Origin of the sequence: Sphingomonas sp. 8AM (assembly GCF_902506455.1) — a bacterium.
GTDB lineage: Bacteria > Pseudomonadota > Alphaproteobacteria > Sphingomonadales > Sphingomonadaceae > Sphingomonas.
The window spans coordinates 1242642-1256375 of sequence record NZ_LR733844.1 but is presented as its reverse complement, the minus strand read 5'-3'; the positions used below and the strand labels follow the sequence as shown (position 1 = coordinate 1256375).

Genomic DNA, 13734 nt, shown 5'->3' with positions numbered 1-13734 from the left:
GTGCATCAGGCGTGAAGGAGCGTGGCGCGATCGCCGGCGAAGGCGGCGCGCGTGATGGTCTGCATCGCGGCGAGGTCGAGCGGCCGCGGGTTGTTCTTGATGAGCCGCGCCGCGTTCAGCGAATATTCCGCAACATGGTCCTGCTGATCGGCACGCAGCCCCAGGTCGGCGAGCGATCTCGGGATGCCGATCCGCTGGAACAAGGCGTCGACGGCGTCGATGAACGCCTGCGCGCGATCGGCGGGCGTCGTACCCGCAATCCCGACCAGCTGGGCCAGCTCGGCGAACCCGTCGGCACAGGCCGGGCGGTTGAATTGCATTACATAGGGCAGCAGCGTCGCAACCCCCTGCCCGTGCGCGGTGTGCGTCAGGTTGCCGACCGGATATTGCAGCGCGTGCGCCGCCGCGGTGCCGGCGGTGCCGAAGGCACATCCCGCCGCCAGCGAGGCCAGCATCACACCCTCACGCGCCTCGATATCGCTGCCGTCAACCACCGCGCGTTCGAGATAGCGGAACACGTTGGTCACCGCGAGCGTCGCGAAATGATCCGACAGCACGTTCTTGCCGACGAACACGTGCTGCTCGGTCAGCAGTGCATCGATCGGCCGCGCCAGCGTCGTATAGGCTTCGACCGCATGGGTCAGCGCGTCCGCACCCGAAAAGGCGGTGAGCGCAGGCGGGCAGCTGACCGTCAGCTCGGGGTCGCAGATCGCCACCTGCGCGATCAGGTGCGGGCTGGCGATCCCGACCTTCGCGCCGCGCTCCTCGTCGGCGACCACCGCCACCGGGGTCGCCTCCGATCCTGTGCCCGAGGTGGTCGGCACCGCTACCAGTGGCATCACCGGACCGGGCACCGCGAACTCGCCATAATAGTCACGCACGCTGCCGCCATGGGTGAGCAACACTGCCGCAACCTTGGCAAGGTCGAGCGAGCTGCCGCCGCCGACGCCGATCACCACATCGGCGTCGAAACCGTTCGCGGCAGCGACACAGGCGTCAATCGAGCGCAGCGGCAGATCGGGGACGGTGCCGTCGAAAACGCGCGTCCCGACGCCATGCGCGGCAAGGTCCGCGAGCATCGCGGTGAATTCGGGCTGCGCGGCCTGACGCTCGTCGGTGCAGACCAGCGCGCGCTGACCGAGCCGCGCACTCGCCGAACCGAGTGCGGCGCGCTGGCCGCGACCGAACAGGATCGCGCGCGGCAGGCGCGCCGCTCCGAACAGGGCGGGCGCGGTCGGATCGGACGTCATGCGAGTATCTCCATACATCATGCCGCGGCGACCTCCTCGGCGGCGATAAGCTGCCGCGACGCGTCGATCCGCAGGAACAGAAGAGCGGCGATCGCGCAGAGCACCGCGAGCACCATGAAAGCGGGAAACCAGCCGCTGACCGTTACGATATAGCCGGTCACCGCGGCAGCGATCGCCGCGCCGAGGTTGCCGAGCGTGTTCATCATCGCGGACACCGACCCTGCAAACTCGCCGCCGACGTCGAGCGTCACGGCCCACGACACGCCGACTGTCAACTCGAGCCCGAACACCGCGACGCAGAAGCAGATGATGCTTGCCACCGGCGCGTCGATCGCGGCGGCGAGCGGCATCATCGTCGCGGCGATGACGAACCCCGTCACCGCCACCGCACGCCGCGCGAGCTTCAGCCCCGCCCCGCGCTTCACCAGCAGATCCGACGTCCAGCCACCGGCGAGATCACCGACGACGCCCGCCATCAGTGGCAGGCTGGCGAACAGCCCCATCACTGCGAGGTCGTAGCCGCGCGCGTCGTGCAGGTACTTGGGAAACCACGTCAGGAAGATGTTGATGCAGTAAGCGTAGCAGAAATACATCGCCGACAGCGTCCACAGCTGCGGCAGGCGCAGCAACCGGCGCCACGGCACCTTGGCACGGGCTGGCCCCGTACCGAGCGCCTCCTCGATCATCGCGCGCTCGCTTGCGTTGACGCCGCGGTGTTCGCGTGGCGCGTCACGATAATAGACGAACCACGCGAAGGCCCAGATCAGCCCGACGCTCGCGAACAGCAGGAAGGGCATCCGCCAGCCAAAATCGAGTATGAGCAGCGCGACGAACACCGGGGTCACCGCTCCGCCGAGCCGCGCGCCGGCATGGGTAAGTCCCTGCGCCCAGCCGCGCTCGGCGGGTAGCATCCAGCGCGACAGCGAACGGGTGGCGATCGGGAACGCGCCCGCCTCACCCATCCCGAACAGAAACCGGCAGACCATCATCGAGCCTGCGGACCAGGTCAGCGCGGTCGCCGCGGTAAAGGTCGACCACCACACCACCACGCCGGTCAGCGCGCGGCGTGGCCCGAACCGGTCGCCGAGCCAGCCGCCCGGGATCTGGAACAGCGCGTAGGCGAACTGGAAGGCGGCAAAGATCCAGCCCATCGTGACGAGCGAGAAGCCATATTCCTTCTGGATCGACGGCGCCGCGGTCGCGATCACCACCCGGTCCATATAGGTGATGAGATAGGCGAGGACGGTGAGCCACAGCACCGCGTGGCGCACCCGCGTCGGCCGCACGGCCTGCTCGCCCGCGCTCTCGACGCCAGGCGCCGCCGGCTCGACCATAGCGCCCGAGGCGCTCACGGGCGCGTCGTGCCGCAGGCGTCGGCGGCGCGGCCGGTGCAGGTCTGCCAGATCGTCGGCACCTTGCGCCCTGCGACATAGACCGCGCTGATCGCACGCGTGTTACGGATGTCGCGCGTCGGGTCGCGATCGAGCACCAGCAGATCGGCCCATTTGCCAGGCTTCAGCACCCCGCTCTCGTTCTCGCGCAGGAAGCTGGCGTTGGTACCGGTCGCGGCCGTCAGCGCCTGCAACGGCGTGAGCCCGGCCTTGACCATCAGTTCCAGCTCCCAATGCGCGAAATAGCCGGGGAAGCGTGCGGTCGGACCACTGTCGGTGCCCATGCCATAGCGCACCCCCGCCTTCGCCTCGGCGGCGAGGCTGGCCATCGCGTTGCGCAGCACCGGCGGATATTTGGGGAATAGCGGCGAGGACGCGAGCTTCTGCTGGCGCTCCTGGCTCTTCAGCGTGGCGATCGTCGATGGCGCGACCCCGCGTGAGAAGAATGGCTCATCGACGAACGGCAGCAACGTATAGGTAAAGCTCGCCTCCCGACTGAGCGTCGAGGCGAGCTGCCACGTTCCGCGCCGCTTCATCGCCGCCGTCAGCGCCGGATCGGCGACCCGGTCGCGGACCTGATGCATGAAGACGTCGATGCCCTCGCGCGTCAGCTCCGCGGCATTGTCATAATAGAAGATATGTGCCGCCGCTTGCTTGTTCGCGGCGTGGGCGGCGTCGATCACCGCCTTGCTCACCTCATAGGGCATGCGCTTGGCGACCGTGCCGAACTCGTCGTCCATCCACAATTTGACGAAGTCGTCACCCTTAGCGGTTTCGCGCTGGACCATGGCAGTGGCTTCGGCGGGCGTTGCGACCGACTGCTCCAGTCCGGGCACGCCGCCATAGCTGCCTTTGTAGACAACGCCCCGACCTGCGGTATAGGCGCGCGCCGTCGCGATCCGGCCGGTGCGGCGCTGATCGGCAATGACCTGATGGATCAGATCGCCGTCGGTACCGAGCGTATAGACCGAGGTGACGCCATAAGCGGCATACAGCTTCAGCTGCTCCTCCACGTTGGCGCGGTCATAATATTTGGTGAAGCTCTGGTCGACGCCGTCGACCAGTCCAAGGTGAACGTGGCTGTCGATCAGACCGGGCATCAGGAACTTGCCACGCAGGTCGGTGACGGTGGCGTCCTTCGTGGCGGGCTGGCGGCGGGACGGACCAACCCAGGTGATCCGACCGTCGGTCATCACGAGCGCCTGATCCGCGCGGGGCGCGCTGCCGGTTCCGTCGAACAAGGTGGCGTGGTCGAGCACCACCGTCTCGGCCGCCGCCGCGCCGCCGAGACACAGCGCCACCAACGCGACGCCGACGCGGGTCATTGCCCGCGCGCGAGCTGGCCGAATCCGCCGCATCGCACTCCTCTCCAAGTCATATCCTATATGATCTGACTACGGAGCGGTCCGGTGGCTGTCAAGCAATGGAACGCGGTGTGAAGCGAATGTTGTCAGGCGCTTGGCGCACTCTCCGCGAGCACGTCGTCCATCCGCTGCTGCGAGCATTCGAGATGATGGCGCACCGCGCGCTCGGCCGCGCCCGCATCATGGGCCACCAGCGCGTCGATGATCGCGCGGTGCTCGCGTGCCGCCGCGTGCGGCGCGTTGGTGGCGTAAAGCGCGCGGAAGATATGCAGGTGGGCATGAAGCCGCTCGATCGTCTCGGCGATCAGGCGATTGCCGCTGCCGGTCGCGATCAAACGGTGCAGCGCCGCATCGGCTTCGGCGAAGCGCGAATAGGCACGCGCATCGCCCTCCACCACCCCCGACATGTCCTGGTCGATCGCGCGGAGCGTCGCGATCGCGGTGTCGGTCATCGCCTCGGCCGCGCGGGCCGCGGCATAGGGTTCGATCAACTGGCGGAGGGTGTAAAGATCGCGCACCTCTTCCCGCGTCATCTGGGGGCTGGCGCGATAGCCGACGTTCGGCATTTTGTAGACCAGCTTCTCCGCCTCCAGCTGGCTCATCGCCTCGCGCACGGGGGTCTGGGAAATGCCGAGTTGACGCGCGACAGTGTCGATCGCGATCCGCTCGCCGGGGGCGATCCTCAGGCTCATCAGCATGTCGAGCAAATGGTCGTAGGCGCGCTCCACCATCGTCGGGCCGGGCGCAGGTCGCGCAGCGCGGGGGGCGGGCAAGGCAGAGCTGTTCGTGTCGATGTGCCGCAAGTCGGGTTCGCCGGTCCGGGAGGAAGATACGGACCCGATCATATAGGGTTTATACGATCGACGTAAGATGCTGCGGTGCGAAGGCCCGCGCAACGCTGCGCGCGGGCCTCGCCGGTCATCAGAAATTGAAGCGCACACCCAGGCGATAGGTGCGGCCCAGCACGTCGTACAATGCCGGGTTCACGAAGAACGGCGACTTGGCAGGGTCGCGGTTGAAGAGATTGTCGACCTTTGCATAAGCGGTCACCGCCTCGGTGATGTTATAGGTGCCGCCGACGTCCATGTAGAAAGCGCCCGGCATGAAGTTCTGGTCGATCGTCGGGTGCTTGTTCGTCGATTCCGGACAGGTGCCGGGCTGGCAGACGACATATTGGTTGCCGAGCACGCCGTCGCTGAACCAGCGTTCCTGCACCAGCAGCGAGAAATTGTCGCCCTCGTACGTCTGCACCGCCAGCCACTTCCAGTCGGGGGTATTGCCGGTGTTCACCCCGGCGGTGTCGTTCGGGATCGTGCCGTTCAGCCCGGTGTCGGTGACGAACTTGCTGATGTGCGTCGCCAGCGCCCGCAGCGTCAGCCGGCCCGGCAGGCCGAACGGTCGCTGCCAGCGATAGCTTGCCTCGATGTCGAACCCGGACGTGTCGATCGACGCGAGGTTGAACGACTGTACGTTGATGAAGTTCGGGCCGGCCTGGTTGTTCAGGTTGAACGCGCTGCACGTGCCCGGCAGGATGTTGCGGTAGCAAAGGTCGACGATGTCGCCCGCGCCCAGGCTCGAGATGACGTCGGTGATCTTCAGCTTGTACCAGTCGAACGACAGGCTCACGCCCGGCAACCAGCTCGACCCGGAGAAGGCGATACCCGCGGTGGTGTTCCGGGCGATTTCCGGCGTAAGATTCGGGTTGCCGATCGTGTTCTGGATGGCCAGCACGTTCACGTTGCGGAACGGATCGAAGAAGTTCGGCTGGGTGGTGGTGACCGGTGCCGCGAACAGCTCGGACAGGTTGGGCGCACGCACGTCGCGCGAGGTTACACCGCGCAGGCGGAGGCCGTCGATCGGCAGATCCCAGGTACCGCCGACCTTCCACGCCCAGACCGTGCCGGAGGTACTATAGTCGGTGACGCGCGCCGCACCGTTGACGCTCGCACGGCCGACCGATTCACCGTTGAGCAGCGGCACGTCGACCTCGACGAAGGCCTCCTTCACGCTGTAGGCGCCGGTGCCGTTCTTGTAATTGCCGGCATACCAGTTGTTACCCGCGGGCAATTGCAGCGGATCGGCCGGGTAGATCGAGTCGTACGGCTGGTTGTCGATCCCCGCGCCGTATGGATCGGCGGTGACCTTGTAGAATTCGTGGCGGAACTCGCCACCGAACGCGACCGAGACCGGCCCCGCCCATGAACTGAACGGCGAGCCGGAGAAGTTGAGGCTGGCGACATCCTGCGTCTGGCGCGTCCGCTGCCGCGGGCCGTTGGCCGGCATCACATAATCGAGGGCTTCCTGCGACGGACTGCCACCAAAGACGTTGAGCGGCTGGCAACCGGCCGCGCGCGCGACCGGATTGGCGCAGACGATCGCGCCGTTCAGCGTGGTCGCGTTGATCGCGGCGTTGTAACGCTGCGTCAGCAGAATGTTGTCGACGTCGATCTTCGTCCGGTTCGTGCCATGCTCGACGTAGATGTCGTAGCTCCACTCCGACCCGAGCACCGGCTGGCGTCCCTTGGCACCGACCACGAAGCGGTACTGACGACGATCGGTGTGCACCTGCGTGTTGCCCAGCGCGGCGTTGCTGGTGCCGAACTGGAATTGCGTGATGTTCGCCGTCGCGCAGGCCGATTTGACCTCGGCGGGAACATACGGGTTGGCGCACTGGATCGTCAGGGCAGGACGGTTCTGGCCGCCGACGGGCTGGTTGTTGCTCTTTACCTGCGCGATGTTCGAGGTGAAATAGATCTCGTTGTTCGGCGCGAAGTCAAAGCCGATCCGGCCATAGCTGTTGAGCCGCTCCAGCCCCGACAGCAGCGAGCGGCCCGCATCGACGTTGCCCGACAGGTCGCCGCCCTGACAGAAGCCGGCGAAACAGCCGATCACCGCGCCCGACGAGGTCCGCGACGGCACGCCGTTCGAGCCGTACTGGAACTGGAACGGCTTGCCCGACTGATCGAAGGCGATCCCCTGCAACGGTCCGGCCGTGATCAGGCCATATTTCGTGAAGGTGATCGACTGCGCATAGTCGCGCAGCACATATTGCGGCGAACCGTCGTTGGTGACGTTGCGGTTCACGAGCGTGGTCTGCTTGAACCAGTCGCGACCGCCCGCCAGGCCGATACCGAACTCACCGCCGCCGACGCCCTCGTCGCGCGCATATTCGGTGCTGCCGACGATATGCAGCCGGTCGTCAAGCAGGCTGGTGCCGGCGGCGAGCTGGACGAGCACCTGCTCATTGTCGCCGTAGTCGGTGATCCCGCCCTGAACGTTGCCCTTGACGCCCTTGAAGCGCGTGTCGGTGATGAAGTTCACCACACCACCGACCGCGTCGGAGCCGTAGGAGGCCGATGCACCGCCGTTCACGACGTCGACCCGCTTGATGAGCAGCTGCGGGAACTGGCTGACGTCAGGGACGCCGGTGACGTTGGCGCCGACCACGCGCTGCCCGTCGATCAGGGTTAGCGTGCGGATTGCGCCGACGCCGCGCAGCGAGAACGAGCTGAGCCCCTGTGCACCGCTGGATGTGCTGAACGTGTTGACGCTCGTGCCCGTCGACCCTTGCAACGACGGCAGCTGCGAGATCGTCGTGAAGACGTTCGGCTGCGCGTTGGCGGCGATTGCGCCGGAGTCGATGACGGTCGTGGGCGTCGGCGCCGTGAAACCGCCGGTGGTGATGCGCGAGCCGGTGACGATGACGTCGCGCGCCGCGTCGTCATCCGCGGTCTGGCCCGCCTGATCGGCACGCGCGGTCGAGCCTGCCGTGGTATCGAGCTGCGCTGGCACCTCGGGCGGCGTCGTCGCGGCACCGGCCTCTTGCCCCGCCGGTGCCGATTGTGCCTCCGCCAGCGCCGGCGCAACACCACCGGCAATCAAGGCGATCACGGCAACGCCGGTCCACATCCGGGCGCGACGCCCCTTGGTCAACGCTTCCATCATCTTCCCCTAGCTCCCTTGTTTATGTCACTGCTGAGCGGACGATCATTGGTCACCCGCCTTATCCGCGCCGGTCACTTCGAAGATGACCGACACAATTTCACACTCGTCGGCCAGATAGCCGACGACCGACAGTAGAACCGACCTTCGCTTCGTTACCGGCAACAGCTTTCGCTTATCGCCATTGGAACCGGAACGTAATCAGCCCTCATCATTCGACTGTGGGAATCGCACCCTGACACCATTAGTCGAAGGAAGGTAACGTTACCATCAAAGCCTATACTTTGAGAACTCGTTGTCAATACGTTAGCGAGTCGTTTGCTTGCGCCTGTTCCGCTCGCATGTTCCCGTGCTGGCGCATACCCGCCCCGTCACCCTGTCGAGCGACGCGGCAGCGCCGGACGCGATCAATCGCGGAACAGCAGCGGTGCCATCTGATACAGGCTGCGCCGCCACGTCTGAAACTCGTGCCCGGTGTCGGGGGAGACATAGAACACGCTGTTGAGCCCGGCGCGTTGAAGCGCCGCGGCATTGGCAGCAGGGTCGGTGCTCGGCCGCGCAGGCGAGCCGCGGGTCTTGCCGGCCTCCAGCTCACGTCCGCCAAAGCTGACGAAGGTCAGCCGCACCTTGTCCTTATACCCCGGCGCGGCCGCGACATCCTCCGGCGCGATGGTGCCGCCGCTCAGCAGCCCGATATAGCCGAAGGTGTCGAGGTTCTTGGGCGCGATCAGCTTGGTTTCGAACCCACCCATCGACAGCCCGGCCATGCCGCGGTGCCGCTGGTCCGCGACGGTGCGATAATGCCGGTCCACATAGGGGATCAGCTCGTCGACCAGGACGGTGCGGAACGGAGTGATGTCGAAACTGGCGAGCCCGCCCGGGCTGCCGGGGCGCACGTCGTTGGTCATGCCGTAGGTCATGACGATGATGAACGGCCGCGCCTTTCCCGCCGCGATCAGATTGTCCATGATCAGATTGGCATGGCCCTGGTTCGACCACGCCGTCTCGTCCTCGCCCCAGCCATGCTGGAGATAGAGCACGGGATAACGCGTACGGGCGGCCGCGTCATAGCCGGGCGGCGTGTAGACGAAGGCGCGGCGCTGCGAGCGCGTGCTCGGCGACGCGAAGAGGATTTGCTCGACCCGGCCGTGCGGCACATCCTTCACTGCATAGAAGTCGGCATCGTGCGCGGGGATCTCGATCCCGCTCTCCCAGCGTGTCGAGCCATAGAAGTTGAGCGTCCCGGGGTCGTTGAACGTCCCGCCATCGACGGTGAGATGGTAGTAATGGAACCCCTCGTCGAGCGGCCCCTCGGACGTGGCGGTCCAGGCGCCGTCCGCTCCCTTGGTCAGCACGGTGCCGCCGCGCCCGCCCAGTCCGAGGCTGACCTTGACGCTTTTCGCATCAGGGGCAAGCACGCGGAAGCGGACAAAGCCTTGCGAGTTCACCTGCGGAAAGGATTGCCCCGGCTGGTTGAGCGTCGACGGTTTGAAATCCTCGACGATTGTGGTCGGCGCGGCGGGCACAGGCGCCTGGGCAAACGCCCCCGATGCTACGATCGAGCACGCCACCGCGATAGCTGAAGCCAGTCTCATCGACATCTCTCTCCCTGGTTCCCGATCCTCGTTTCCGGGTCGGCGAATCCTATCTGATATGTTTTACAGCATTGATTGTCTGTGACAACCTGCCTTGTTGTTGGCTGAAGCGACGAAGAGCATCGTCATTCCTCGGCATAATGGAAATAGCGGAAGTCGGCGGGCTTGCCGGCGCCGGACACGTCCTGACTCGCCATGCCGACGAAGGTGCCGGTGAAATTGGGGAGTCCCGCGATCGTCGCTTCGTCGGACAGCAGGTCTGCGGCGAAGGGCGTATTCAGCCAAGTCCAGTCGCTGACATCGCCAACGCGATAGCCGAAGCGGAGCGCCTCGTGGTCCACCTCGACCCGCAATGCGACGAGGCCCTCTCCGATCGCGATCGGCGTGGTCGTGGCACTCGCGCCGTCGCGAATCGGCAGCACCGATAATACCTGCAGCACGCGCCCGCCCTCGTCGTCGGCGGTGAGATGGAAGTAGTGGAACTTGCTCGAATTATAGTAACAGACCAGCCCCGCGGCCTGCTGGAAATGATCGGGGCGATAATCGAGCAGCGTCTCGGCGCTGTAGCGGAACGCCTGCTGTCGCCGCGCAACCAGCGACTGGGTAAAGTGACTCCCGATCGTCTCCCGACCGTGCAGCCGCAGCCAGCCGGGCCGCGCCGTCAGGCTGAAGATATCGTCAGGATACGGCGTGCGCAGCCACTGGAACGTCGGCGGAAGCACGGGGTCGGAGAAGTCGGTCGGATCGTGCGTCGGTGCCACGGTCCTCGCCGACGCCGCGGACGGCACCTCGCCCATCGGGGTCGCCGCGCCGTCGACCGTGCGCAGCCAGCCGTCGTCACCCCATGCGACTGGCTGGATCGCGGTTTCGCGTCCCAGCACGCAACGGTCGCTCGCCGGCAACGGGCGACCGCACAGATAGACGAGCCATGTCGTCCCGTTGGGCGCATCGACGAGATCGCCGTGTCCCGTGCGCTGCAACGCCAGCTCCGGGCGGCCGCGCGCGGTAAGCACCGGGCCGTCGGGATGCACGTCATACGGGCCGAACAGGTGGCGCGAGCGCGCCATTACCACGGCGTGATTGCGCTCGGTCCCGCCCTCGGCGACCAGCAGGTGGTACCAGCCGTCGCGCTTGTAAAGATGCGGTCCCTCGGTGAAGCCGAGCGCAGTGCCGCCGAAGATGACGCGTCGCTCCCCGACCAGCCGCCCGGCGTTCCTGTCCATTTCCTGCACGACGATTCCGCCAAACCGCGACCGGCCGGGGCGATGATCCCACAACATGTTGAGGAGCCAGCTTCGACCGTCATCGTCGTGGAACAGTGCGGGGTCGAAGCCGCTGCTGTTCAGATGAACGGGATCGGACCATTCGCCGTCGATGCGGTCGGACCAGACCCAGTAATTGTGGAAGTCGCGCAACGACGCGCCGACCGCCCCGTCGACCGTGGTCCGGCCGTATCGCTTCACATCGGTATAGACGAGGTGGAAGCGCCCGCCGGCGTAACTGAGATCCGCAGCCCAGACGCCGCAGGAATCCGGATCGCCGCGCAGGTCAATCTGGCTGGGGCGCTGGAGCGGACGCGCGACCAGCTGCCAGTCGGCAAGATCGCGCGAATGGTGGATCTGCACGCCGGGCATCCACTCGAACGTGGAAGTCGCGAGATAATAATCGTCGCTGACGCGCACGATCGAGGGGTCCGGGTTGAACCCGCGCAGAATAGGGTTGCGAATGGTCATGACGGCTTTCGGATGTTCGTCCAGAGCAGCGCGGCACCGGCCAGATCGAGCAGGCCGAGCAGGATGAAGAAGGGCTGGTAACCGACCTGATCGACCAGCGATCCCAGCACCAGCGTGAAGATCAACACGCCCAGATTGGCGGCAGTGCCCGAGACGCCGGTCGCGGTGGCGACCTGATCCTGCGGGAAGAGATCGGAGACCATCGTGATCACCGTCACCGACAGCGTCTGGTGTGCGAAGCCGCCGAGGCACAGCAAGGCGATCGCGACGACCGGGCTGGTCACGGTGCCGACGAAGATCATTCCCGTCATCAACACCGCGCCGAGCGTGAACGCCCAGCGTCGCGCGTCGATCAGCCCGACCCCGCGGCGTTGCAGCCATGCGACGACCGCCGGGCCGAACAGGCAGCCGAGATCAGCGGCAAGAAACGGCAGCCAGGCGAACAGCGCGATCTGCTTGAGGTCGAAATGCCGCACCTGCACGAGGTACAGCGGCATCCACAGCGACAGCATTCCCCATACCGGGTCGGCCAGAAAGCGCGCCCCCGCGATCGTCCAGAGATTGCGCCGGCGGAGCAACTCCCCAAGTGGCGGGCGGCGGCCGCGGCGCGCCAGCGCGGCCTCCTGCCCGTCCGCGATCAGCTGCTGCTCCTGCGCGGAGATGAAGCGGTGCCGACCCGGCGGTGCATACCACAGCAGCCAGATCAGCACCCAGACGATCCCGAGACCGCCCGCGACGAAAAAGGCCGCGCGCCAGCTGTCGAACACGATTGCCCAGGCGACCAGCGGCGGCGCGAATACCGCGCCGAACGACGCGCCGATCTGGTAGATGCCTCCCGCGACGCCGCGTTCGCGCGCCGGGAACCACTCCGCCACCACCTTCATGCCGGCCGGCTGCGCCGACCCCTCCACGAGCCCCAGCGCGCCGCGCAGCCCCGCGAAGCCCATCCAGCCGCTCGCTAGGCCGTGACCGATCGTAATAAGCGACCACAGGGCGACGAACAACGTGAAGCCGACCTTCAATCCGATCACGTCGAGCAAATATCCGGCCACCGGCTGGAACATGATGCCGAGCTGAAACGCGCCGGTGATCCAGGAATATTGCTCGGACGAGATCGCCTGTTCGGCCATGATCGCTGGCGCGGCGACGCCCAGCACGCTGCGCGCGAGATAGTTGATGACCATCGCGCCGACGAACAACGCGATGACCGTCCAGCGCACGTACGGAAATCGTGCCACCCCGCCTCCCCATGGTAACGTTATCATGACGTCGTAGCCGCGGGTGACTGTTTCTGACAAGTACCTTTGCGCAATGGCATGCGCGATCGGAGATTGACGGACCGCGACCCGCCGATGCAGATCGGCTACCTTTAAAGGCATCGGCGATGGTCGGCGACGCCGTGACGGGATGAGCGTGCCCCAGCCGAAAGGACGTCGCCGCGGGGTGACGATCATCGATGTCGCCAAGCAGGCCGGTGTCTCGCCGATGACGGTGTCGCGCGTCATCAACGGCGATCCCGGCGTTCGCGACGAAACCCGCGAGCTCGTCAACGCGACGATCCGCACGCTCAACTATACGCCGAACCTTTCCGCGCGCAGCCTTGTCACATCGCGCGAGCTGCGGATCGGCGTTATCTATGCCAACCCCAGCGCGGCGTTCATGAGCGGCTTCCTTGCCGGGGTGTTCGAGGAGGCGTCGGCGCGCGCGGCGCAGCTGATCCTGCTCAAGGGCAAGAACGGCGGCGTGCCGACCCACGCCGAGATCGAGCAACTGATCGCGTCCGGCATCGGCGGCGTCATCCTGACCCCGCCGCTCGGCGAGTCGGTAGCGGTGCGGAATATCCTCCGCGCCGCCGGCTTGCCGATGGCGGTGGTAGCCGGCCGGGTGTCCGATGCGATCTCGGTCGGGATCGATGACCACCGCGCGGCGCACGACATGACGCGCCACCTGATCGCGCTTGGTCACCACCGGCTTGGCTTCATCGTCGGCAACCCCGACCAGAGCGCCAGTCAGGCGCGACTGGCCGGCTTTATCGAGGCGGCGACAGCGGCGGGTGTCGAGACCTGCATCGCGCAAGGCGACTATAGCTACACGTCCGGCCTCGTTGCCGGCGAACGCCTGCTCGACGAGGCGACACCGCCGACCGCAATCCTCGCCAGCAACGACGACATGGCGGCAGCGGTCATCTCGGTCGCGCACCGCCGCCATCTGGACGTACCGGGCGACCTGAGCGTGTGCGGAATCGACGACAGCATCGCCGCAACCACGCTCTGGCCGCCGCTGACGACGATCCGCCAGCCGGTGCAGGAACTGGCCGGCGAGGCGCTACGGCTTCTGATCGATGAAATGCGCGCGGCGCAGGGCAAGAGTGCGCGCCGCGTCTCGCGTGTGCTTGAACACACGCTCGTCGAGCGCGAGTCCACCGCCCCGCCCCGGACCGGCGCTTGACCCAAGACCTT

The 13734-nt window shown here is 66.4% G+C and carries 9 protein-coding genes; 1 reads left to right on the top strand and 8 read right to left on the bottom strand.

Translation table 11 applies throughout. The annotated features are described in order from the left end of the window. Positions 1–5 precede the first annotated feature (5 nt). From BACI71_RS06215 to BACI71_RS06180, 8 genes are all read right to left on the bottom strand, one after another. Positions 6–1250 (bottom strand): iron-containing alcohol dehydrogenase, encoded by a 1245-nt coding sequence (locus BACI71_RS06215; RefSeq protein WP_159756446.1) that lies wholly within the window; start codon positions 1248–1250, stop codon positions 6–8. Positions 1251–1267: 17 nt separating this feature from the next. Beyond that, entirely contained in the window at positions 1268–2602 is a 1335-nt protein-coding gene (locus BACI71_RS06210) for an MFS transporter (protein ID WP_236552847.1), read from the bottom strand. Further along, complete coding sequence (locus BACI71_RS06205; protein ID WP_159756443.1) at positions 2599–3966, bottom strand: amidohydrolase family protein; 1368 nt, start codon at positions 3964–3966, stop codon at positions 2599–2601. Before BACI71_RS06205 ends, BACI71_RS06210 begins: the two co-directional genes overlap by 4 nt. A 125-nt stretch (positions 3967–4091) precedes the next feature. After that, on the bottom strand, positions 4092–4778 hold the full coding sequence (locus BACI71_RS06200; RefSeq protein WP_236552846.1) for a GntR family transcriptional regulator: 687 nt from the start codon (positions 4776–4778) through the stop codon (positions 4092–4094). A gap of 148 nt (positions 4779–4926) precedes the next feature. Further along, entirely contained in the window at positions 4927–7947 is a 3021-nt protein-coding gene (locus BACI71_RS06195) for a TonB-dependent receptor plug domain-containing protein (RefSeq protein WP_236552845.1), read from the bottom strand. Positions 7948–8354: 407 nt separating this feature from the next. Next, positions 8355–9542: an alpha/beta hydrolase-fold protein gene (locus BACI71_RS06190; protein WP_201297309.1), complete on the bottom strand. Its 1188-nt coding sequence runs from the start codon at positions 9540–9542 to the stop codon at positions 8355–8357. A 125-nt stretch (positions 9543–9667) separates the two neighbouring features. Next, positions 9668–11275, bottom strand: coding sequence for a glycoside hydrolase family 43 protein (locus BACI71_RS06185; protein ID WP_159756434.1), 1608 nt, complete (start codon positions 11273–11275; stop codon positions 9668–9670). Beyond that, positions 11272–12513 carry an MFS transporter gene (locus tag BACI71_RS06180; protein WP_236552844.1) on the bottom strand — a complete coding sequence of 414 codons (1242 nt, stop codon included), beginning with the start codon at positions 12511–12513 and terminating at the stop codon, positions 11272–11274. The genes BACI71_RS06185 and BACI71_RS06180 overlap by 4 nt, the downstream gene beginning before the upstream one ends. A 205-nt stretch (positions 12514–12718) precedes the next feature. Here BACI71_RS06180 and BACI71_RS06175 point away from each other — a divergent pair, with 205 nt between their 5' ends. Beyond that, entirely contained in the window at positions 12719–13723 is a 1005-nt protein-coding gene (locus BACI71_RS06175; RefSeq protein ID WP_268894059.1) for a LacI family DNA-binding transcriptional regulator, read from the top strand. Positions 13724–13734 lie beyond the last annotated feature (11 nt).

Excerpts from the sequence above, each read along its gene's own strand:
- BACI71_RS06205 (WP_159756443.1), bottom strand. The coding sequence starts at position 3,966 with ATGACCCGCGTCGGCGTCGCGTTGGTGGCGCTGTGTCTCGGCGGCGCG.
- BACI71_RS06185 (WP_159756434.1), bottom strand. The coding sequence starts at position 11,275 with ATGACCATTCGCAACCCTATTCTGCGCGGGTTCAACCCGGACCCCTCG.
- BACI71_RS06195 (WP_236552845.1), bottom strand. The coding sequence starts at position 7,947 with ATGGAAGCGTTGACCAAGGGGCGTCGCGCCCGGATGTGGACCGGCGTT.
- BACI71_RS06215 (WP_159756446.1), bottom strand. The coding sequence starts at position 1,250 with ATGACGTCCGATCCGACCGCGCCCGCCCTGTTCGGAGCGGCGCGCCTG.
- BACI71_RS06190 (WP_201297309.1), bottom strand. The coding sequence starts at position 9,542 with ATGAGACTGGCTTCAGCTATCGCGGTGGCGTGCTCGATCGTAGCATCG.